Below are 19,992 nucleotides of genomic sequence, written 5' to 3'. Positions count from 1 at the left end.
GTGCAGCTTCACCTTACAGGGGCTGATCCGTTTTTTGAATCGCGGGTTTGCGTCCTTTTAAATACCAAGTGATCCCAATAACATGGGCGAGGTAGATGGCAGCGAGGACGAAACGTACCAGCAGATTAGGGATCAATAGTGCAGGAATTGCAAAGACTACCAGCATCATGGCAAACATCCGAACCATTCCCTTGGTACTCAGCTGTTTTTGTACGAGTGGTTTTTCAATGTATTTTTGATAATTTTCTGATTGAACCAAGCGTTGATAATAGGTATCGGAACTCCGCAGCCAGAAATAAGCCGTCAGCAAGTAAAAGACCGTTGTGGGTAAGAAAGGTAAAAAGATTCCTAAAGTACCTAGACCGAATGTCAGTGATCCACAAAGAAAAAATAGTGTTTTTTTCAAAAGTAACCCTCCTTATTTGGGTGTTTCGTGTCTTACCCTCAGTATAACGGAGGAGGGGCAGCTTGAACATGCGTTTTGTGTTTTTCCCCGTTTTTTAGCGACAATAAGAGTTTTTCTTCCCCATACTCCTGCTTTTTTGATAGACTAGAAACAACACAAAGGGGGAAGCAGCATGGAAACGATTGAATTGAATACCGGCATTCAGATTCCAGTGATCGGCAGTGGGACGAATACATTTGGGAAAGAAAACCGAGAATACCAAGGTGCGATCAATGATGATACGACAGAGCTGTTGACTGCCATCAAGCTTGGGTATCGGCATTTTGATACGGCGATTTCTTACCGCAACGAAGCCGTGGTAGGCAAAGCCATCAAGGAAAGCGGGATCGACCGCAGCGAATTTTTCCTGACTTCTAAGATTCCTGGCAAACCAGAGCATACGCAAGATGCAGCTGCCGTGAAAGCGTCTGTCGAAGCGAGTTTAGCAGCCTTGCAGACGGAATCGATCGATCTTTATTTGATCCATCATCCGTGGGACAACTTGGCAGAGATCGCCGCTGTCTGGGCGGTTCTTGAGGCTTATGTCGATAAAGGAGTCTTAAAAGCGATCGGGGTGTCCAATTTCCAAGAAGAAGAACTTAGCTATTTATTGGCAAACAGTCGCATCAAACCAGCGGTCAATCAAATCGAATCGCATCCAGGCAAGTGGAACGATGCGATCATCGCCTATTCCTTAGCCAATCAGGTAGTTCCAGAAGCCTGGGGGCCACTTTCACGGATTTCAGAAGCGGCTCGGGAAACCTTGACCCAAATCGGTGAAGCGTATCAAAAAACCTGGAGCCAAGTGGTCTTGCGTTACCAAATCGAGCGTGGGGTGATCGTGATTCCGAAATCCCATTCAGAAAAACATCAAGCCGAAAATTTAGCGCTCTTTGATTTCGCTTTGACTGCGGAAGAAAAAGCCGTCATCAAAGAATTATAGGCAATAAAAAGCAGTCCCATTAAAGGGGCCCCTACAGCCAGTGCGGAAACTTCCGTGCTGGCTATTTTTATGCAGTCGCAACGCTCCTTCATGACTGAGGAGCTTTTCTATTCGTTAGATCAGCAACCGTAAGCCTTAGCAAAAAAGAAAATGCGCTTGCAGCCGTTTCTGCCAATGAACCCTCTTAATCATTCAAAGAAATAACCGATTATCCTTACTAAGGGTCGTCTACGGACGAGTCTTCATTGGATCGTGTGAAATTGGAAATGAAGGAGTGGCACAGTTGTGAAAAAAAGAAAAAAGACGATAGGAATTTATGTGATGATCACCTTGATGCTGGTTGCGGGGATCCCGATCATTGTCATGCTGACAAGTTCCTATTTAACCACCAAGAACTTATTGATTGAACGAAATGATTTGAACAAAGAAAGTGCCGTCAATTTGATCTTGGCGGAAGAAAAGAGTTTGCGCCGATCGACGGAAAGCAAATTGAAGTCAATGGCTGAACTGCCAGCGATGAAAACAGAATTCAGCACGGGACGCATCCGTTCAGATCTTTCTTTAGCGATTGCTGGAAGCAACAGCTTCTTAGCGGTGACTTTTGGAACAGAAGATGATGAATATGTAACCTTCAATCCCTTACCAGATGATTATAAGCCTACGATTCGGCCATGGTACAAAGGGGCCGTAAAAGCCGAAGGAGAAGTGTATTGGACAGCACCTTATTTAGATACAGTGTCGAATCAATTTGTGACGTCGGCTTCGATCAGGGTCAAAAATTCCCATAATCAAGTGGGGGTTTTAAGCGTCGATGTTTCCTATGAAAGCATTCAAAACATCTTGTCTTCCTTTACCGTAGGGCGGACTGGGAATGTCACCTTAGTTTCAGAATCTGGGGTCATCGTGACCTCAAAAAACACCAAACAAATCGGTAAGAATATCAAAGAAGAAGAAGTGTTCCAAAAAATCAAAGAAGCTAAAAACCCGACAGGCATGGTTGGCTTAGGCGACTCGAATAAAGTCAACGATGTGTTGTATGACAAGTCTGCTGATTCCAATGTTTGGGCGTACTCCGAAGTCAAAGCTAGTGATCTAGACAAAGAGTTAGGAGCGTTAGTCCGCACCACCATTATCGTTACGATCTTGATGCTGCTCTTTGTAGGACTGGTTTCTTATGCCGCGATCAAAGTAGTCGCAGCGATCATCGATTGCTTCAATCGTTACTTTAGAAAAGTCGGTGAAGGCAAACTAGAGAAGATGAGCAAAACCAAAAGAGCCAAAGGCGAAAAATGGACATGGGATCAATTGGCACGCCGAGTTGTATATCCAGACAAAGCAGGCAATGAGATTCAGCAAATGGCGGACAATTACAATGTGATGATCGAAGGCACGGGTGCATTGATCCAAAAAGTACAAAAAGAAAGCAACAGTGTCGCAGGAATGTCGGATTCTTTATTAGAATTGTCAAAACAAACCAATATTGCGACAGAAGAAGTCTCTCAAACCATTACGGGTATTGCTGAAGTGACCGGTGCGCAAGCCCAAGAAACAGAATACAGCGTGTCACAAATGCAAAATCTGTCGCAAGTCGTGAAAGAATTACGAGAAAATGTTGGCGGCATGAGCAGCAAGTCACAAGAATCTACGAAGATCAATCAAGAAAACTTAACGATCATGGATCAAGTCGATGACAGCTGGCGACAAGAGTTGGCACAGATGGAGCGTTTGATGTCGAACATGACGGGAATGAATGATAGTATCCAAAACATCAACTCGATCATTGGGGTCATCAACGATATTTCTTACCAAACCAACTTGCTAGCCTTGAATGCATCGATCGAAGCCGCAAGTGCAGGTGAGTCGGGCAAAGGCTTTGCCGTCGTGGCTGCTGAGATCCGTAAATTGGCGGAACAAAGCAAGGCCTCTACCAAAGAGATCGAAGCGATCATTGAAGAAATTCGTGAGCAGTCTAGTCAAATGGTCAAACAAACGTCGGCATCTGTCAAAGGCGGCGTTCGCCAAACCAACTTGATCAAAGAAGCAATCTCGTCTTCAAAAGAAGTTTTCCAACGCAGCAGCTATATGATCGAAGGCATCCATCATATTGAAGCAGCCAGTGCCCGTATCGAAAACATTCAAAACAGTGTACTGGAAAACTTAGAAAACATTTCCGCATCAACGGAAGAAAATGCCGCTGGTACACAAGAAGTTTCCGCAAATGCAGAAGAAGTCTTGGCAACCATGGATGAATTTACCAACCATGTGGCAGACCTCAGAGACATTGCAGAAGAGTTGAAGCGATTGACCAATCGGTTTGAAGTGGAAAAATAAATGATTGACTAGCGAAAGCTGATCATCCCCCCATTACCAATAAATTCGTTGGTAATGGGTTTTTTTTGATGTGTATGGTTAAATCAGAATTGTCCAACTGCAAAAAAGAAGGTCAGGTAGGAAACCGTAGGGTGAGGCATGCAGCATCTGTTATAATGAGAAGAAGCAACCAATGGCTGTCGACTTTTGCCAAGCAGCAACATCAGACTGGTGAACTGTGATTGCTCATTAAGAAAGCGTACACTTTAAGTTGAGAAAAGGAGGGGTACGGTTGCTGAAGATTTTTGGAAAAGAATACCAATTGATTCGTCTCGCCTCTTGGCTGATGCTAGTTATGGGTATCATCATTTTAGGCTTAAAAGGGTTGCTTTTTATGGTTTTTGAGATTCCTTTTATTGACCGTTCCACATTGGTGGGCATTGTCATCATTTGTTACGGCTACTACAATTTATTTATAGATAAAAAAAACGATCGCCTTTGAAAGGGGATCGTTTTTTTAATTGGAAAGGTTATTTATTGAGCAGCTGCCGTTTCAGTCCGCTGAATGATCATCTCCACGCGGCGGTTTTCCGAGCGGCCTTGGGGGGTGTTATTATCGGCTTTCGGTTCGGTATCGGCAAAGGCTTGGATGGCAGCATTTTTTTCTAAAACGGCGCCTTTGCTGATGAAGTATTCCATAACGGTAATGGCCCGAGCGGAACTAAGATCCCAGTTAGATTGGTAGCGGCCATTGCCTTTTTCGGGTACGTTATCGGTATGTCCGGCGATCACGATTTTGTTGGCTTTTAGTTTTTTCAGTGAGTCCGATAGTAGATCCAGTGACTGACGAGTGGTGTCCGTGATCTCGGCGCTGCCAGAGGCAAACAAGATACTGCTGGCAAGCGTGATATGCAAGCCATCGGATTCCAAGCGGACTTCTGTCTGCTCTTTTAAGCCAGAAGCTGCCAGCTCTTGTTCCAGCTGGTCGCTGATTTTTTCTAGTTGCTGATTTTCCAGTTGGGTCCGAACCGCTGCTTCTTGCGCTTGTGCTTCGGCAGAAGTGGCGGCTTTTTTTCGCGGCGTGGTCTCGCCCATATCGATCACCGACCCAATCACAGATGAATTGCTGTGGTGGCTGGAAAGGATGGTGCCAAATTCGCTTTTGATTTCTTGGAACTTCTCATCATCGACTTTCGCCATGGCAAACATGACGATGAACAAAGCCAGCAGCAAGGTCAACATATCCGAGTAAGGCAAAAGCCACGCTTCGTCTACATGTTCTTCATGTTTCTTTTTTCGCTTCATGTCGCTTCACCCTTTATAATTGTTCTTGCCGTTTTTTCGGATCGATCAAGCTGTATAATTTTTTCTCAATGCTTTTCGGCGATTGTCCGGCTTGGATCGCTAAGACCCCTTCCACGATGATCGACATCATTTGGACCTCTTGCTCCGATTTCAAGGTCAGGCGTGAGCTAAAGGGAATGAACAGGACATAGCCGAAGAAAATACCATAAAGGGTCGCCACGAAGGCCGCCGAGATCATGTGCCCCAGTGCCTCTACATCCTCTAAATTACCTAGCGCCCCAATCAGCCCGATCACGGCTCCTAATACCCCTAAGGTCGGGGAACTCGTGCCGGCGGTTTTAAAAATAGCCGAGCCGATGCGATGCCGTTCTTCGATCCCATAGATCTCATTTTCCATGATTTCTTGGATCTGTTCGGCAGCGATGCCATCAACCACCATTTCCAAGCCCTTTTTTAAAAAAGGATCTTCTAAGTTTTGGATGGCACCTTCAAGAGATAACAAACCATCGCGCCGGGCTTGGTTGGCTAATTCAACGATGGTATTGATGGTTGTTTTTAAGTCGTATTCTTTATTTTTCAGCAGAACGCCGAAGATCTTCGGGATTTTTTTGATATCACTGCTGGGAAATGAATTGATAACGGCTGCGATCACACCAACGAAAATGATGATCGCGGCTGCCGGATTGATCAAAACGGCCACATTGGCACCTTTTACAATCATCCCAACCACCACAGATATCAATCCTAAAATAATACCGATCAGCAAGAAAAAATCCATTTGTTGCGTCCTCCTAAATTCTATTTCCAGGTTTTAAACCCTCATTTATTTTATCGGTGAATTAAAATCATTCTTAATAGCAAAAAAAAATAATCCTAAAAATAACTAAAATAAATTTTCAGCTTCTTCTTTTTTTGTTGTTTTTTGGACAAGTTGCGGCGAATTTTTGAAATGGTACAGCTTGCAATTTTTGTGAATATTTATAGATGGTACCGTTTTTTTTCGTGAAGCGTTTCTCAGGGTTTGTCATGTCATTCAGCACAAATGAAAATGTTTTAATCAATTTTTCGAATAATGCTTGTTTTTTTATCAAAAATCATCTTTTGATCAAAAAGCATAGATATGCTTGTAAAACGCTTTATATCGATCGTTTGCTTTTTATAACTGGGGACGAAATTGCGATGAAACAGTGTTTAACAAATAACATAACATGCTTGTAACTTAAATGTCATATCCGTAAAGTTGCAAAAATCAAATTGTAAAATAAAAATAATTCTACTATAATGACATCACGTCTTCTTGTTTTTTTAATCTATAACAAAAAAATAAATAAATATATTTGTTTCTGTTCCATCGCTGAAAAAAACGTTTGGTACAGAAGGTGGAAGGAGCAATTATTGTTGGATACCTATGATTTATTAAAAACAGCCATGAACGTTTCTGCCCAACGCGCAGAATTGATCTCGTCTAATATCGCTAATGTCAACACGGATGGGTACAAAGCAAAACGCATCGTGTTTGAAAGCGAATTAAAGCAGGCACTCACTTCATCAGGGACGGACGCTGCAACCGAAGCGTCAGTTTCTCAAGTAAAACCGAAAATCACTGAAAATGCAACTACCAGCATCAAAGACAACGGCAATAACGTGGATCTTGAAGTGGAGATGTTGGATCAAGCAGCCAATGGGTTATATTACAGTGCATTGACCGCACAAGTCAACGGTCGCTTGCAAATGATGAACCTTGTATTGAGTAATTGATAGAAAGCGCAGGAAAAACAAATGGGTATGTTTAATGGACTAACGATCAACGCGAGCGGTCTAGCATTGGAACGGTTAAAACTAGATACGATCTCTAGCAATATCGCAAATGTAAATACGAATCAAACACAAACAACCGCTGCTTATCAAAAAAAGAGTATTCTTTTTTCAGAAAATTTAAAAAATAGTCGCGAAGGAACACCGGCTACATACGGTGTCAAAGTGACGGGGATCGCTGCCGATGAGACGGAAAAACTGACCTATGATCCTACCAATCCCGCTGCCAACGATGAGGGATATGCCGGTCAATCAAATGTGGATATTGCCGATGAAATGGTGGCAATGTTGCAAGCGGTTCGAACGTACGAAGCCAATGTTTCTGCTTCAGAAATGAATAAAACGATCTTGAAAAAAGCATTAGAAATATCAAAGGGGTAACGAGAAAATGGATGGACTTTTAACGACAGGATTAACGGACTACCAAAACGTTTTGCGGACACTAGGCACGGGGGCTGCTTCAAACGAGACCAGTGCTGCAGGCGCCAAGGAAAATCAGTTTTCTTCTTACTTGACCCATGCGGTCGATCAGTTGAATCAAAAAACGGCGGTCATGGATCAAGATACTGTAAATTTGATCACCGGCGATGAAAGCGATCTAGGGAATGTGATGATTCGCATGACGGAGGCGCAATTGGCGCTACAAACAGCCGTTCAAGTACGAAACAAGTGTTTAGAAGCTTACAATGACGTGAAAAATATGCAGTTTTAGCAGTGGGTGAGGGAATAAGGATAAATGATGGATAAAGTGAAAGAATGGACAGAACAACTCAAAGACCGTTGGAAAATGCAAAGCTCTTTAAAGAAAATGATCGTTGTTCTTTCCGTTATCAGCGTTCTCGGAATCACAGCAGCTGTGTATTATTTAAATACGCGAATTGAATACGGTATCTTGTTTACGGATCTAAGCGATGCCGATGCGGGAACGATCAGCAAGGATTTGGAGGAACAGCAGATCGCCTACAAATTAGCCGACAATGGGACGACTATTTTGATCGACAAGGACCAAGTCGATGAATACCGCATCAATCTTGCCGTGGACAATAAATTACCAAATACCAGTACAGGCTTTGAATTATTTGATGATGCCAACATGATGACAACCGACGAAGACCGCAAGATCATGTATCAGCGGGCAGTAACGGGCGAACTGCAACGGGCGATCGAGTCGATCGATGCGGTCAAATCCGCCAAAGTTTTACTCGTGATGCCAGAAGAAAGTGTCTTTTCTTCTGAGGAAAGTGCGCCAACTGCTTCTATCGTGTTGACCTTAAAAAATCAGCAGATTTCAGACGAGTCCGTGCAAGGGATCGTTACCTTGACTTCAGGGGCAGTGGAAAAGCTGAAGCCAGAAAATGTAAAAGTCGTTGATAGCGCGGGCAATACCTTGACGAGAACCGAAGATGAAGCCAGTCAATTAAGTGGCCTGAACAATAAATACATTGCCATCAAAGATTCCTACGAAAAAACACTAGAAGAAAAAGTAGCGAAGCTGCTGACACCGATCTATGGCGCAGACAAATTCCAAGTGTCGATCAATTTAGACTTGAATTTTGACTCGATCGAGCGGAAGAAAGTTACTTATGATGACCCAGAGATCAAGAGTGAGACAGTGCAGGCTGCTGGTTCGCAAGGGACCGTCCAAGAAGCCCAAACAGGGACGGTGGATGACAATGTCTCCAATGTGACGGGCACGGATGGAGAGGGAAACAATTCCTACAGCCGTTCGGTGGAAAACGAATTGGATACCGAGACCACCACGACCATTACGGCCCCTGGCATGATCGAACGAATGACTAGTTCGATCGTGATCAATGCGAACCTTTCGCAAGCGGATCAAGCAGAATTGCAGCAGTTGATTGCTAGTGCCGTCGGCTATGACAATGACCGTGGTGATCAAATCGCGATCCAAGGATTTGACTTTGCCCAAGCAGAGGTTGATCCAGCCGTTGATCCGCAAGGGAATGAACCGATTGCAGCTGCCAAAGGTTATCTCAAGTATGCCATCATCGGCGGCATCGTGTTGACCTTATTCTTAGTGATCTTAATGATCGTTGGCGTGATCCGACGTCGTCGTAAAGAAGACGAGTTGGAAGTCGATGTGACGGAGGAAATGGTCACTTTTGCACAACCGTCAGCAGTTAGCACTGGTACAAGTCCGTCAGTTGCACAAGAAGTCGTTTTTGGCGGTGTCGGCAATCGGTCTGCTGAAACGAAACCAGCGGTGCCAGAAGCATCCACACAAGAAGCCGCAGCAGAACATTCAGGAGAACCAACATTGGATCAAACGGCTAGAAATTATGCCGAAAGCAATCCTGAAGTAGCGGCGGAATTGATCAAAGCTTGGATGAAAGAAAAATAAGGGGGCAGCCATGGATACAATAGACGGGGTAAAAAAAGCAGCGATTCTTCTGATCTCTCTAGGATCAGATACCTCTGCAAAGATCATGAAGCTGCTGCCAGAATCATTTATACAAAAGGTGAGCTATGAGATCGCCAATATCGACTTTGTCAGTCCCGAAGAGCGGGATCAAGTGTTGGAGGAATTTTCTCATACCGCAACGGCTCGCAAATATGTCTTAGACGGCGGGATCGATTATGCCAAAAATTTGCTGAACCAAGCATTAGGCCCTCAAAAAGCCAAAGAAGTCATTGACGTATTGACTCAGATTCAGCTGCGGGAACGGCCCTTTAATATCGCTCGCAAAGCCGATGTTCAACAGTTGACCAATCTGTTGATCGGCGAACATCCACAAACGGTAGCGTTGATTTTGTGCTACATGCAGCCGGACAAAGCGGCCAGCGTCTTGTCACAGTTTCCCGATCATTTGCAAGTGGAGATCGCTGAACGGATCGGGACGATCTCCAGTACGTCGCCTTTGGTGATCGAACGGATCGAAAAAGTGATCGAGAACAAATTCTCGAATTACATTGAGAACGATACGGAAAATGTCGGTGGTGTGCATACACTGGTAGAAATCTTGAACTCAGTCAGCCGCAGCACCGAAAAGAACATTTTGAACGACTTAGAAAAGCGGCAACCGGAACTATCCAACGAAGTGAAATCCAGCTTGTTTACTTTCGAGGATATCGTGACCCTCGATCGCTTGGATGTTCAAAAAGTCTTGCGAGATGTTCAAAACGATGTGTTAGTCTTAGCGCTTAAAGGCACGACCGATGACATCAAGAACTTTATTTTCTCCAACCTCTCATCACGGGCGGTGGAAAATCTGCAAGAAGAAATTCAATTTATGGGTCCTACCCGCTTGTCTGCTGTAGAAGAAGCCCAACAAAGTGTGGTGGCTGTGATTCGACGGCTAGATGAAACCGGTGAGATCTACATCGGAAGGGGCGACCAAGATGCAGTGGTCAAATAGCAGTTTATTGAAGCAGCAGGCGGTCAAAACGACCGAAGCTGCGCGCAGTATTTTGACGGATACGACCATCAAAGCGCCGATTGAGAAACCAAGCTTAGACCCAGAACTGCAAGCGGCTAGACGTGCACGCCAGTTGGAGCAGGAACGGCATCTGCAGCAAATGGAAGCCTTGAAGCAGCAGATTTTGACCGATGCACAAGAACAAGCGGCGCAAATTCTAGCAGAAGCGAGAACGGAAGGCTTTCAAGCAGGACAAGCAGACGGCTTTCAACAAGGCTATCAAGAAGGACTCAATGCCAGCAAAGAAGCCGCGCAAGCATTGATGGCCCAAGCCCAAGCCAATGTCGCTGAAGCCGTTTCTGAGATCAACACCTTTCGCTCAGAGAAAAAGCAAGAAATGATCGCTTACGGCACGGCAATCGCTGAAGCCTTGATTAATCAACGTTTTACAGATGAGCAAGCAGGCTTCCTGCCTTTTGTGGAGTCTGTGCTATGGCAATTTGAACAACCCGATCAATTTGTGACTGTTCGCAGCCAAGAGCAGCATCTTGCAGGGGTGCGAGAATTGTTGGAAACCAAAAAGCAGACGATCAGCGGGTTTCGCTATTTACTCATGGCAGATGACAGCTTGGCGGAACACGATTTTTGTATCGAATCTGAAAATACCTTGGTGGTTTTTGAACTGAGGAAAGAAATCGCTCGCTTTTTGAGCCAATTTCTAGAAAGCAGTGTGAAGGAATGACGTTTGAATTACCGATCACAGCGCTGCGCAAAACGGCGCAAGCACAGCCGTTTTTTACCACCTACGGCAAAGTCAGCGAAGTCGTAGGTCTGCTGATCAAAGTCGAAGGGCTGGCGGTTTTCATAGGGGAAATCTGTGAAGTCGCATTGCAAAACAAGACACATACAGCCTTAGCTGAAGTCGTAGGCTTTGTAAAAAAAAACGTGCTCCTGATGCCCCTTGATCAGCTAGAAGGCATCGGACCGGGCTGTTTGGTGCGGCCAACTGGCAAATCGTTGACGGTAAAAATCGATGATACACTGCTAGGGCACACCTTAGATGGACTAGGGCGACCGTTAGATATGGCGCTGGAGCTGGAAAGTGCGCCAGAATATCCAGTTAGTCAAGATTCTCCTGACCCCTTTCGCCGTCAAAAAATCGCTGAGATCATGCCGACAGGTGTCCGGGCGATCGATGGTCTTTTGACCGTCGGCCTTGGCCAACGGATCGGCATTTTTGCCGGCAGCGGGGTCGGTAAGAGTACTTTATTGGGGATGTTGGCTCGTTATTGCGAAGCCGATGTCATCGTGATCGGCTTGATCGGCGAGCGGGGACGAGAAGTCAAAGAATTTATTGAAAATGATCTAGGCCCAGAAGGTTACCGCAAGTCGGTCGTTGTCTGTGCCACCTCCGATATGCCGCCTCTCGTACGATTAAAAGGGGCTCATGTGGCAACAGCGATCGCTGAGTATTACCGCGATCAAGGGAAGAAAGTCGTATTGATGATGGATTCGGTGACCCGTTTTGCGATGGCACAGCGGGAGATCGGTCTATCGACAGGCGAGCCGCCGACGACCAAAGGCTATACCCCTTCTGTGTTTACAGCTTTACCCAAGTTGTTAGAACGCAGTGGGATGTCGGACAAAGGCTCGATCACGGCCTTTTATACTGTCTTGGTAGAAGGGGATGACATGAATGAACCGATCGCTGATGCGGTGCGGGGAATTCTTGATGGACATATTCTGTTGTCCCGAAAAATCGCCGCTCAAAATCATTATCCTGCCATCGATATTCAAAACAGCCTCAGCCGCTTGATGAAGACCCTTGTTTCTGAGGAACAGCATAAACATGCGGGGGAACTAAAAGAAAACATGGCCGTTTATGCAGAGGCCAAGGATTTGATCGATATCGGTGCCTACAAAAGCGGCAGCAATGCGTTGACCGACCAAGCGATCGCGCTGCATCACCCCATCCTGCGGTTTTTACAGCAAAAAGTGGATGAGCGGATCCCATTTGAACAAACGATTTTTGAACTGGCGCATTTGTTCAGTGAAGAAGCGCTGATCGAGCGCCAGCGTTCGACCATGTAAAACAGATCATAAAGGAGCAGCTATGCAAGCATTTCACTTTTCCTTAGAAAAAGTATTGGATCACCGAAAAACCATTGAGCAAGAAGCCAAACGCGCTTACGCCCAAAAACAACAATTGTTGATTCAGCAAGAACAGCACCTGAATACGCTGACACAGGAAAAAGCCCAGCTTTTTGATGTCAATGAGATGACCATTGGGCGGATGCAAGTGCAACAACGCTATTTGCTTGCGTTGAATGCCACCATCGATGAGGTTCAGAACAAAATGTTTCACGTGAAGCAAGAATTGGCAGAGTCTTTATCGGTGGTGGTAGAAGCGCAGCAGGAACGCAAGATCGTGGAAAAGCTGCGAGAAAAACAATTTGCTGAATACACCTATGAACAGCAATTGGAAGAGCAAAAACAATTGGATGAGTTCGGCAATCGCGCCTTATTTTCTTAAAGCACTAATGGTTTTAGTGATGAGACGACCTTGGTTTCAAAGCATCAGCTGAGAGGAGGTGAACAATGAAAGAGATCACAACAAGTGCCGCAACCGCTGTACCTATCGGTAGCAAATCAAAAAAGACGGAGGCGTCACCAGAAGTCTTCAGTTTGCTGATGCAACAGCTGACAGAACAGACAGCAAGCAATCTGCCAGCATCCTTCGAACCATCAGGTATGACGGAGCAAACCGCCACCGCACCAGAAATGGGGATTGCCAGCAGTATGGAACATCTGCCGCAGGAGCCAGAAATCACTCCAGCAGTCGAACAACCTGCAACGACACAAGCGCCAGGAATGAGCCAGATCAGCCAGGCACCTTTTGCAGGCTTGGTTCAAGAAGCGCCACAGGCATCAATGGCAACGACGGAGCAGAACCAAACGAGCGCCACAGCAGCTTCTCTCGACAGTGTTTCAGCAGCTTTTCCAGCACCAATAGACGTAGCCACCACAGTCATCAACCCCTCCGAGCCTGCGCTTGAAGGTCTAGCTTTGATGACAAATGACAGAAGTGAAGCCGCAGCAACAACGCTTGAAACACCTTTGCCAGAAGACTTAGTAGGCGAGGAGCAGACCACGGCAAAAGAAATCGCTCCTTTCAAGGAAATCAAGGAAGTCGATTCAGTAACACAAGCCGCGATTGCGCAAACGACAGAAGCACAGCTGAAACAGTCCACCGAAGGGACCGCGCAATTGGGCCAAACGGGACCATTAAATCAAGTGTCGCCAGTGACCAACCAAGCGACGGATACGACTAGCACCTTGCAACGCACGAATGAAACAGTCGCCAAAAAAGCGGAAGCTGTTTCTGCACAAGCCATTGCTTCTTCAGCAGCAACCGACAATGAAATAGCGGCACCAGCACTGCAGCTACTTGATGTTTCTCCCCTTTTGACCAAGCAAGGACTAACGCCAACAAAAGCGAGTATGGAGCAAGCGGTCCTGCCCTTAGCAAAAGCGACTGCCCAACTCGTCCAAACGAGCAGCACGGCAAGCGAGAAAAAAATCACGCTGCAATTCGTTCCCGAAAAATTAGGCACGATCCAACTTTCCCTAGAAACGAATGCCCAAGGCAGCCGCTTAGAACTGACCGTTCAGCAGCCACAAGCCAAAGAATTATTGCTGTCCATCAAGCATGAGCTAGAGCAAGTTTTGCAAAAGCAAGAGCAGCCGATCCTAGCGATCAAAGAACCTACGTTAGCTTCTGTCCAGCAGGCTAGTCCGCTGGCAAATCAATCCTTTGCCGGCAGTATGATGGCAAGTGACAGTCAGTTAAGCCAACAGCGGTTTTTACAGGCTCAAAAAGGACAAAGCAAAAAGCCATTTCATCAAAGCAATACGGCTGAGGAAGAGCCGCAATTAGCACCGATCGATCATGCGATCAGTATTTTAGTGTAAAGGAGGAGACCTATGGCAGATGAAATTACAGCAGCTGCGGCCGGTATTGCCAATACATCGGCATTAACGCAAACAAAAAAATCTTCAGATATCTCCATGGATGATTTTTTGAAGATCTTAGCCGCATCTATGAGCAACCCATCGATGGGAGGCAGCGATTCTTCTGGTGGTGGTAGCACCGACTATATCTCGCAACTGGTTCAATTTACGACCTTAGAGAGCTTGAATGAATTGAGCGAAACGTTGACGACCTCGGTGATTTTACAGCAACAGCAGCAAGCCTTTAGCTTGATCAATAAACAAGTCACTCTGATGGACGGCACAGAAACATTGTCAGGAACCATCGAAAAGGTCCGCTTTGCCAATGGCTACGCCACGATCGTCGTAAATGGCAAAGAATACAGTATGAGTGCGATCCAAGAGATTGGTGGCGAAGCAAAATGAGTTTGACGATTCAACAGGGGCTGCAAAAAGTTGCCGGGGAGCCTTATCAACATCCCCGCAAAGGCGTGGACAAACAAGCCTTTTCTGCAATGCTTGAACAAAAACAAAGCGACATCAAAGTCTCCCATCATGCGCAAAAGCGTTTGACCGCAAGAGAATTGACCTTACAAGACGATGATTATCAATCCCTTTCAACGGCGCTTAGTGAGCTCGCGGAAAAAGGCAGCAAAGAATCACTGCTCGTGTACAAAGATATGGGCTTGATCGCCGATGTCCATTCACGAACCATCATTACGGCGATGGGGATGAATGAGCTTCACACCGTCACCAATATTGACAGCGCCACATTTATCAAATAGCAGCTGGACTGAAAAGGGGCTGCAAGTATTTTCTGAATGACAGAGGAAAATACGCCAACCATAAGGAGGAAAACAAGCATGTTACGATCATTATATTCAGGTGTCAGTGGAATGAAAAATCTTCAAACGAAAATGGACGTGGTTTCCAATAATATCGCCAACGTCAATACGGTTGGATTCAAATCAAGTCGAGTACTTTTCCAAGACATGATGAGCCAAACGATGTCTAACGCAACTGCGCCAGGCAACGGCTTAGGCGGGATCAACGCAACGCAGATCGGTTTAGGGGTTCAGACGGGCTCCATCGATACTATCAATACAGTCGGTGCCCCGCAATCGACAGGTCGCAGCATGGATTTTTATATCAGCGGACAGGGCTACTTTATGGTACAAGGACCAGGAGCAAATGGCGAAACCTATTACACACGAGATGGCGCATTCGTGCGCGACAGCAACGGAACCTTGACCAATAGTGATGGGATGCAAGTCCTAGGTCGTTCAGTCAATGGCGGTCAACCAGTTGTCTATGATGACAACTTTGATGAAAACACGGCATTGAGCGGACAAGATGCGGTATCTCCCTTGTCGATCCCAAGCACACTGACCGTCAATGGGGAAACCTTGACCTATAACTCCATGGCGATCGATGCCAATGGCTTAGTGTTGGCAAAATACGGCAATCAAACCTTTGTGATGGGAAAAGTCGGTGTCGCAACCTTCAATAACCCAGAAGGCTTAGAAAAAGTCGGCGGCAACAACTATATCCAAACCAGCAATTCAGGGAATCCGATCGTTGCAGGACCTGGCAACAATGGCGCAGGAACGCTGCAAGCAGGTGCCTTGGAAATGTCCAATGTCGATCTTTCGACAGAATTTACCGAAATGATCATTGCGAGCCGTGCCTATCAAGCAAATTCAAGAAGCATTACGACTTCTGATGAAATGCTGCAAGAATTATTGAATCTAAAACGTTAAGAACGTGACGCTTCATCATTGAGAGGAGTTTGACCATGATTCTAGTGACAGCATTGAATGGCAAGCCATTCTATTTAAATCCAACATTGATTTATCGGATCGAAGAAATGCCGGATACATTGATCACACTGACAGACGGCAAAACATTAGTGGTGACGGAAGCTGCGCAAGAAGTTGCGCAGCGGGTGATCGAGTATCATACGGTGATCCATTCGAATCAAGTGAAAACGTAAGGGTGGGAAAGATGGCAAAAGAAGAAAAAGCACCAAAAGCAGAAAAAGAGAAAAAAGGCTTGAGTATGGTTGTTTTACTGCCGATCCTCTTGATCGTGGTAGTCGGCGGCAGTATCGGCGGGACCTTAGTGACGAATCACTTTTTGACGGGGGAAAAAACAGCAGCTGCTGAAACAGCAAAAGACAGCAGCAAAATCTCCTCAGACGAAGCGATCGTGGCATTGGATGAATTTTTAGTCAATCTGGCCAAAGAAGACAACCAAGAGCAGCAATACATGAAGGTCAATTTATCGATTTTAGTGGCGGATGAGGAAAAAAGCGCGGAAGCCACGAAAAATGTGGCCGTCATTCGTGACAGCGTCGTAAATTTATTGCGCCAACAAAAGGCCAGCGGTATTTTGAGCTCCGCCGAAAGTGTACCGAATTTAAAAAAAGCATTGAAAGAAACAATTAATCAGGAATACGGATCAGAAATCGCCAAGGATGTTTATGTGACGGATTTAGTGATCCAATAGAAAGAGGCATGTTGATGGAAACATTTTTATCGCTGGTCAAAATGATTGGGTTTTTGCTGCTTATTCTTTATTTGATCAACATCAGTTTGAAATATTTGAATCGTTACACGAACCAGCACAATCACCAGCTGCGTATTTTGCAAAAAATCGCCGTCAGCAAGTCGTCTTCGATCGGGATCGTCCAAATCATGGACAAATGTTATGTCATGAGCTTTTCTGAACAGCAAAACCAAATCATCAAAGAGTTGACGCCAGAAGAAACGGCCACTTTTTTACAGCAAAGCCTAGAAAGCACCCAAGTGCAAGCTGGTAAAGACTTTTCTGAATGGCTCAACAAAGCCAAGGCGGAAATTGCTGGAAAACGAGGCAAGCAAAAATGAAGATCAAAGGCAGAGATATCAAGATCATGGCTGCGGTCCTTTTCAGCAGTCTGATGCTTCCGCAGACGGCATTTGCGCTAGACACGGAAGACGTCAGTTCCACCATCAACAATTTATTGTCGAATGGGAATGGCTCAAGTGATACGATCAATACTTTCTTGTTGCTGACGCTGCTTTCCCTTTTACCAGTCTTGCTGATCATGATGACTTCTTTTACTCGTATCATCATGGTCTTGTCCTTTGTGCGCAGTTCGTTAGGTACACAGCAAAACCCGCCCAATCAAGTGTTGATCGGGTTGGCCTTATTCTTGACATTTTTTATTATGAAACCTGTGTATACCGACGTCTACCAGCAAGCGATCGAACCGTTTGATCGACAAGAGATCAGCCAAGCCGAAGCCTTTGACCGCTCAGAAAAACGGATCAAGGCCTTTATGATGGTACAGACACGGGAAAAAGACATTGCCTTGTTTGCGGAAGCTGATGGGGAGACCGAAAAGTATCATTCTTCTGACGATGTTCCTCTGACCGTTATGGTACCGGCGTTTATTATCAGTGAGTTACGAACGGCTTTCAGTATCGGCTTTTTGATTTTTATCCCCTTTTTGATCATTGATCTGGTCGTCTCCAGTATCTTGATGTCGATGGGGATGATGATGCTGTCGCCGATCATGATCTCACTGCCCTTCAAGATCTTACTATTTGTTTTAGTGGATGGCTGGTATCTGATCGTGGAGTCGCTGATCAAGAGCTTTCAATAGCCGCTAAGAAAGGAGCCAAGAGGAAATGACAGTAGAAATGGTACTTGATGTGCTAAGGGAAGCCTTTCTTCGAATTTTAGCGATATCTGGCCCTGCCTTATTGGTCGGCATGCTCGTTGGATTGGTGATCAGTATTTTTCAAGCCACTACCCAAATCCAAGAACAAACGTTGAGCTTTGTGCCGAAACTATTAGCGATTTTTTTGACCTTGATCTTGGCGGGGAATTTTATGCTGAATCTCTTGTTGAATTTTACCAAAATGATCTTCAAGATGATTGCGGCAATGTAAGGAGGAAACCTGATGGCGCCGATTCAAGCGACGGTGTTGATTTTTTGTCGAATATTGGCGTTTGTCGTCCTTTGTCCGATCTTCTCACAGCAAAATTTTCCGTCACTGGCAAAAATCGTGATCGGCATGGCGTTGACGGTCCTATGTCTGCCGACGGCACCTGCGATTCCCGAGCTTTCCCTCTTTATGCTGACGGTTTTCGTCATCAAGGAAGTACTGTTTGGGATGGCGATGGGCTATTTGAGTCAGCTGGTCTTTACTGGTGTGGAAATTGCGGGTCAACTGATCGACTTTCAAGTAGGCTTTTCGATGGCGCAAGCCTATGATCCGACGTTGCAAATCGCCTCTTCCCAGTATGGCAAAACGTACTATTGGCTGACGATCGCTGTGTTTTTTGGACTTGATCTGCATCATCGACTGATCACAGCACTGCTGTTGTCTTTTCGGATCGTGCCCTTAGGCTCTGTGGTGATCCAAGGAACGACGGTTGAAGGCATCGTCAAACTTTTCAGCCAAATGATGGTGATGGCTGTCAATCTTGCGGCACCAATGATCATTGCGCTGCTGTTGGTGGACCTGGTGCTAGGTGTGATTTCTCGGTCGATTCCCCAGATCAATATTTTGATGATGAGTCTTTCGATGAAAACCGCCATCAGTTTTGTGGTGTTTCTCTTGCTACTACCCAATGTCCTTTCGTACTTAGGCAAACACTTGCCAGATACGGTCCGCTATTTGCAGGAGTTTATCGAGTCCTTTCAATAAAGTAACAGGTAGCCAGCAGGAGGTGAGAAGATGGCAGAAAAAGATGGCAAAACCGAACTACCTAGTGCCAAGCGGCTGCGGGATGCCCGCAAACGCGGGGAGGTCCCTAAGACCCAGGAATTAGCAGCAGCTGTTTCGCTATTGGTCTTCTCGTTTTTGATCCTGTCTTTATGGCAGTTTTTCGCAGCTTCTTTTTTGCCTTATTTTTCCCGAAGTTTGGCGCAGCTGGCTGATTATCAAACTAGTTTGGCGGATCTGCCGAAACTGGGGGTGCAGAGTATCTTGCTGCTGCTTTTGTTGTGTGCGCCCGTCTTTCTGGTCGCGCTCGGAGTCGGGCTTATCACGAATTATGCCCAAGTTGGTCTGTTGTTTTCTGGCAAGGCCGTCAAACCAGACTTTAAAAAGCTCAACCCCATCAGCGGGATCAAGCAGCAATTCAGTTTGCGCTCGTTGATGAATTTAGGCAAAACATTGGCGAAATTCGGCGTGATCGTCTACTTGTGCTACCAACAATTTTTAGCCGCCGTCCCTGTTTTACTGGGTTTGAGTGAAGTGGGGTTGGAAAAAACGATCCTGTTCATGCTGCTGCGGGCCAAAGAATTGTTTTTACAGATCTCGATTTTCTTGATCGTTTTGGCCGTAGTCGACTACGGCTACCAACGCTATAGCCATCGTAAGAATTTGATGATGAGCAAGCAGGAAGTCAAAGAAGAGTTCAAGCAAATGGAAGGTGATCCGCAAGTCAAAGCACAGCGCAAAGCGAAGTACCGTGCGATGACCCAAAATGCCATCGCCAACGTCAAAGAAGCGACGGTTTTGATCACCAATCCGACCCATTTCGCCATTGCGATTCGTTACGATGCCAGTAGTGAAGGGGTGCCGCGGGTCCTGGCCAAAGGGGCAGATCAGCTGGCGCAGCGGATGAAAGCAGAAGCACTGAAAGAAAATATTCCACAGATCGAAAACCGTGAAGTGGCACGAGCCCTTTATCGCCAAGTAGAACCCGGGGATCTGATCCCGGTTGAGATGTATGAAGCCATTGCCGAAATCATCGCTTTGGTCTATCAGTTAGAAGAAAGCCAACGCGGCAAGATTTAAGGAAACAGG

Annotated in this window: 25 protein-coding genes; 22 read left to right on the top strand and 3 right to left on the bottom strand. The window is 45.7% G+C overall.

What is annotated here, in order from left to right:
- Positions 1–13: 13 nt before the first annotated feature.
- Positions 14–406 carry a YbaN family protein gene (locus tag P0G38_RS16745; protein WP_005226569.1) on the bottom strand — a complete coding sequence of 131 codons (393 nt, stop codon included), beginning with the start codon at positions 404–406 and terminating at the stop codon, positions 14–16.
- 172 nt (positions 407–578) lie between these two features.
- Between P0G38_RS16745 and P0G38_RS16740 the strand changes: the two genes are divergently transcribed.
- The 3 genes from P0G38_RS16740 to P0G38_RS16730 all read left to right on the top strand — a co-directional run bounded on the left by P0G38_RS16740 (position 579) and on the right by P0G38_RS16730 (position 4,200).
- Complete coding sequence (locus P0G38_RS16740; RefSeq protein ID WP_005226570.1) at positions 579–1,388, top strand: aldo/keto reductase family protein; 810 nt, start codon at positions 579–581, stop codon at positions 1,386–1,388.
- A 285-nt stretch (positions 1,389–1,673) separates the two neighbouring features.
- Complete coding sequence (locus P0G38_RS16735) at positions 1,674–3,719, top strand: methyl-accepting chemotaxis protein (RefSeq protein ID WP_167822594.1); 2,046 nt, start codon at positions 1,674–1,676, stop codon at positions 3,717–3,719.
- Positions 3,720–3,990: 271 nt separating this feature from the next.
- A complete protein-coding gene (locus P0G38_RS16730) occupies positions 3,991–4,200 on the top strand; it encodes a hypothetical protein (RefSeq protein WP_005226572.1) in 210 nt (69 codons plus the stop codon).
- A 32-nt stretch (positions 4,201–4,232) separates the two neighbouring features.
- Here the strand turns inward: P0G38_RS16730 and P0G38_RS16725 are convergent, their stop codons facing one another.
- Both P0G38_RS16725 and motA read right to left on the bottom strand, forming a co-directional pair.
- On the bottom strand, positions 4,233–5,003 hold the full coding sequence (locus P0G38_RS16725) for an OmpA/MotB family protein (RefSeq protein WP_275853364.1): 771 nt from the start codon (positions 5,001–5,003) through the stop codon (positions 4,233–4,235).
- Positions 5,004–5,016: 13 nt separating this feature from the next.
- Positions 5,017–5,781, bottom strand: coding sequence for a flagellar motor stator protein MotA (gene motA, locus P0G38_RS16720; RefSeq protein WP_005232810.1), 765 nt, complete (start codon positions 5,779–5,781; stop codon positions 5,017–5,019).
- Positions 5,782–6,401: 620 nt separating this feature from the next.
- Between motA and flgB the strand changes: the two genes are divergently transcribed.
- The 19 genes from flgB (at position 6,402) to P0G38_RS16625 (ending at position 19,983) form a co-directional block, all read left to right on the top strand.
- On the top strand, positions 6,402–6,761 hold the full coding sequence (flgB, locus tag P0G38_RS16715) for a flagellar basal body rod protein FlgB (RefSeq protein ID WP_074535599.1): 360 nt from the start codon (positions 6,402–6,404) through the stop codon (positions 6,759–6,761).
- A 21-nt stretch (positions 6,762–6,782) separates the two neighbouring features.
- On the top strand, positions 6,783–7,199 hold the full coding sequence (gene flgC / locus P0G38_RS16710; RefSeq protein WP_275853359.1) for a flagellar basal body rod protein FlgC: 417 nt from the start codon (positions 6,783–6,785) through the stop codon (positions 7,197–7,199).
- Between the two features lie 7 nt (positions 7,200–7,206).
- A complete protein-coding gene (gene fliE / locus P0G38_RS16705; RefSeq protein WP_015508729.1) occupies positions 7,207–7,530 on the top strand; it encodes a flagellar hook-basal body complex protein FliE in 324 nt (107 codons plus the stop codon).
- 27 nt (positions 7,531–7,557) lie between these two features.
- Positions 7,558–9,180 carry a flagellar basal-body MS-ring/collar protein FliF gene (fliF, locus tag P0G38_RS16700; RefSeq protein ID WP_275853356.1) on the top strand — a complete coding sequence of 541 codons (1,623 nt, stop codon included), beginning with the start codon at positions 7,558–7,560 and terminating at the stop codon, positions 9,178–9,180.
- Positions 9,181–9,190: 10 nt separating this feature from the next.
- Positions 9,191–10,195, top strand: a complete 1,005-nt coding sequence (fliG, locus tag P0G38_RS16695; RefSeq protein WP_005226586.1) for a flagellar motor switch protein FliG — start codon at positions 9,191–9,193, stop codon at positions 10,193–10,195.
- Positions 10,179–10,937 (top strand): FliH/SctL family protein, encoded by a 759-nt coding sequence (locus P0G38_RS16690; protein WP_275853354.1) that lies wholly within the window; start codon positions 10,179–10,181, stop codon positions 10,935–10,937. Before fliG ends, P0G38_RS16690 begins: the two co-directional genes overlap by 17 nt.
- On the top strand, positions 10,934–12,286 hold the full coding sequence (fliI, locus tag P0G38_RS16685) for a flagellar protein export ATPase FliI (RefSeq protein WP_195265588.1): 1,353 nt from the start codon (positions 10,934–10,936) through the stop codon (positions 12,284–12,286). The genes P0G38_RS16690 and fliI overlap by 4 nt, the downstream gene beginning before the upstream one ends.
- A gap of 22 nt (positions 12,287–12,308) precedes the next feature.
- Positions 12,309–12,728 carry a flagellar export protein FliJ gene (gene fliJ, locus P0G38_RS16680; RefSeq protein ID WP_005226592.1) on the top strand — a complete coding sequence of 140 codons (420 nt, stop codon included), beginning with the start codon at positions 12,309–12,311 and terminating at the stop codon, positions 12,726–12,728.
- 65 nt (positions 12,729–12,793) lie between these two features.
- On the top strand, positions 12,794–14,167 hold the full coding sequence (locus tag P0G38_RS16675; protein WP_142965139.1) for a flagellar hook-length control protein FliK: 1,374 nt from the start codon (positions 12,794–12,796) through the stop codon (positions 14,165–14,167).
- A 12-nt stretch (positions 14,168–14,179) separates the two neighbouring features.
- Entirely contained in the window at positions 14,180–14,611 is a 432-nt protein-coding gene (locus tag P0G38_RS16670; RefSeq protein WP_003129052.1) for a flagellar hook capping FlgD N-terminal domain-containing protein, read from the top strand.
- Entirely contained in the window at positions 14,608–14,970 is a 363-nt protein-coding gene (locus P0G38_RS16665) for a flagellar protein (RefSeq protein ID WP_015508733.1), read from the top strand. The genes P0G38_RS16670 and P0G38_RS16665 overlap by 4 nt, the downstream gene beginning before the upstream one ends.
- Before the next feature lie 78 nt (positions 14,971–15,048).
- On the top strand, positions 15,049–15,945 hold the full coding sequence (locus tag P0G38_RS16660; protein WP_010748537.1) for a flagellar hook-basal body complex protein: 897 nt from the start codon (positions 15,049–15,051) through the stop codon (positions 15,943–15,945).
- A 35-nt stretch (positions 15,946–15,980) separates the two neighbouring features.
- Entirely contained in the window at positions 15,981–16,178 is a 198-nt protein-coding gene (locus P0G38_RS16655) for a flagellar FlbD family protein (protein ID WP_005226609.1), read from the top strand.
- Between the two features lie 11 nt (positions 16,179–16,189).
- Positions 16,190–16,693, top strand: coding sequence for a flagellar basal body-associated FliL family protein (locus tag P0G38_RS16650; RefSeq protein WP_005472968.1), 504 nt, complete (start codon positions 16,190–16,192; stop codon positions 16,691–16,693).
- 14 nt (positions 16,694–16,707) lie between these two features.
- The gene (locus P0G38_RS16645; RefSeq protein WP_015508734.1) at positions 16,708–17,073 is read left to right on the top strand and encodes a flagellar biosynthetic protein FliO; all 366 of its coding nucleotides are present in this window, start codon (positions 16,708–16,710) and stop codon (positions 17,071–17,073) included.
- Complete coding sequence (fliP, locus tag P0G38_RS16640; protein WP_005232783.1) at positions 17,070–17,834, top strand: flagellar type III secretion system pore protein FliP; 765 nt, start codon at positions 17,070–17,072, stop codon at positions 17,832–17,834. The genes P0G38_RS16645 and fliP overlap by 4 nt, the downstream gene beginning before the upstream one ends.
- A 25-nt stretch (positions 17,835–17,859) precedes the next feature.
- Positions 17,860–18,123 carry a flagellar biosynthesis protein FliQ gene (fliQ, locus tag P0G38_RS16635; RefSeq protein WP_005226613.1) on the top strand — a complete coding sequence of 88 codons (264 nt, stop codon included), beginning with the start codon at positions 17,860–17,862 and terminating at the stop codon, positions 18,121–18,123.
- Between the two features lie 12 nt (positions 18,124–18,135).
- Entirely contained in the window at positions 18,136–18,885 is a 750-nt protein-coding gene (gene fliR, locus P0G38_RS16630; protein ID WP_005232781.1) for a flagellar biosynthetic protein FliR, read from the top strand.
- Between the two features lie 30 nt (positions 18,886–18,915).
- Positions 18,916–19,983: an EscU/YscU/HrcU family type III secretion system export apparatus switch protein gene (locus tag P0G38_RS16625; protein WP_016609019.1), complete on the top strand. Its 1,068-nt coding sequence runs from the start codon at positions 18,916–18,918 to the stop codon at positions 19,981–19,983.
- Positions 19,984–19,992 lie beyond the last annotated feature (9 nt).

The organism is Enterococcus casseliflavus (assembly GCF_029215545.1).
GTDB classification, from domain to species: domain Bacteria; phylum Bacillota; class Bacilli; order Lactobacillales; family Enterococcaceae; genus Enterococcus_D; species Enterococcus_D casseliflavus.
The sequence above is the reverse complement of the archived record's forward strand: the minus strand, read 5'-3'. Positions and strand labels throughout refer to the sequence as shown.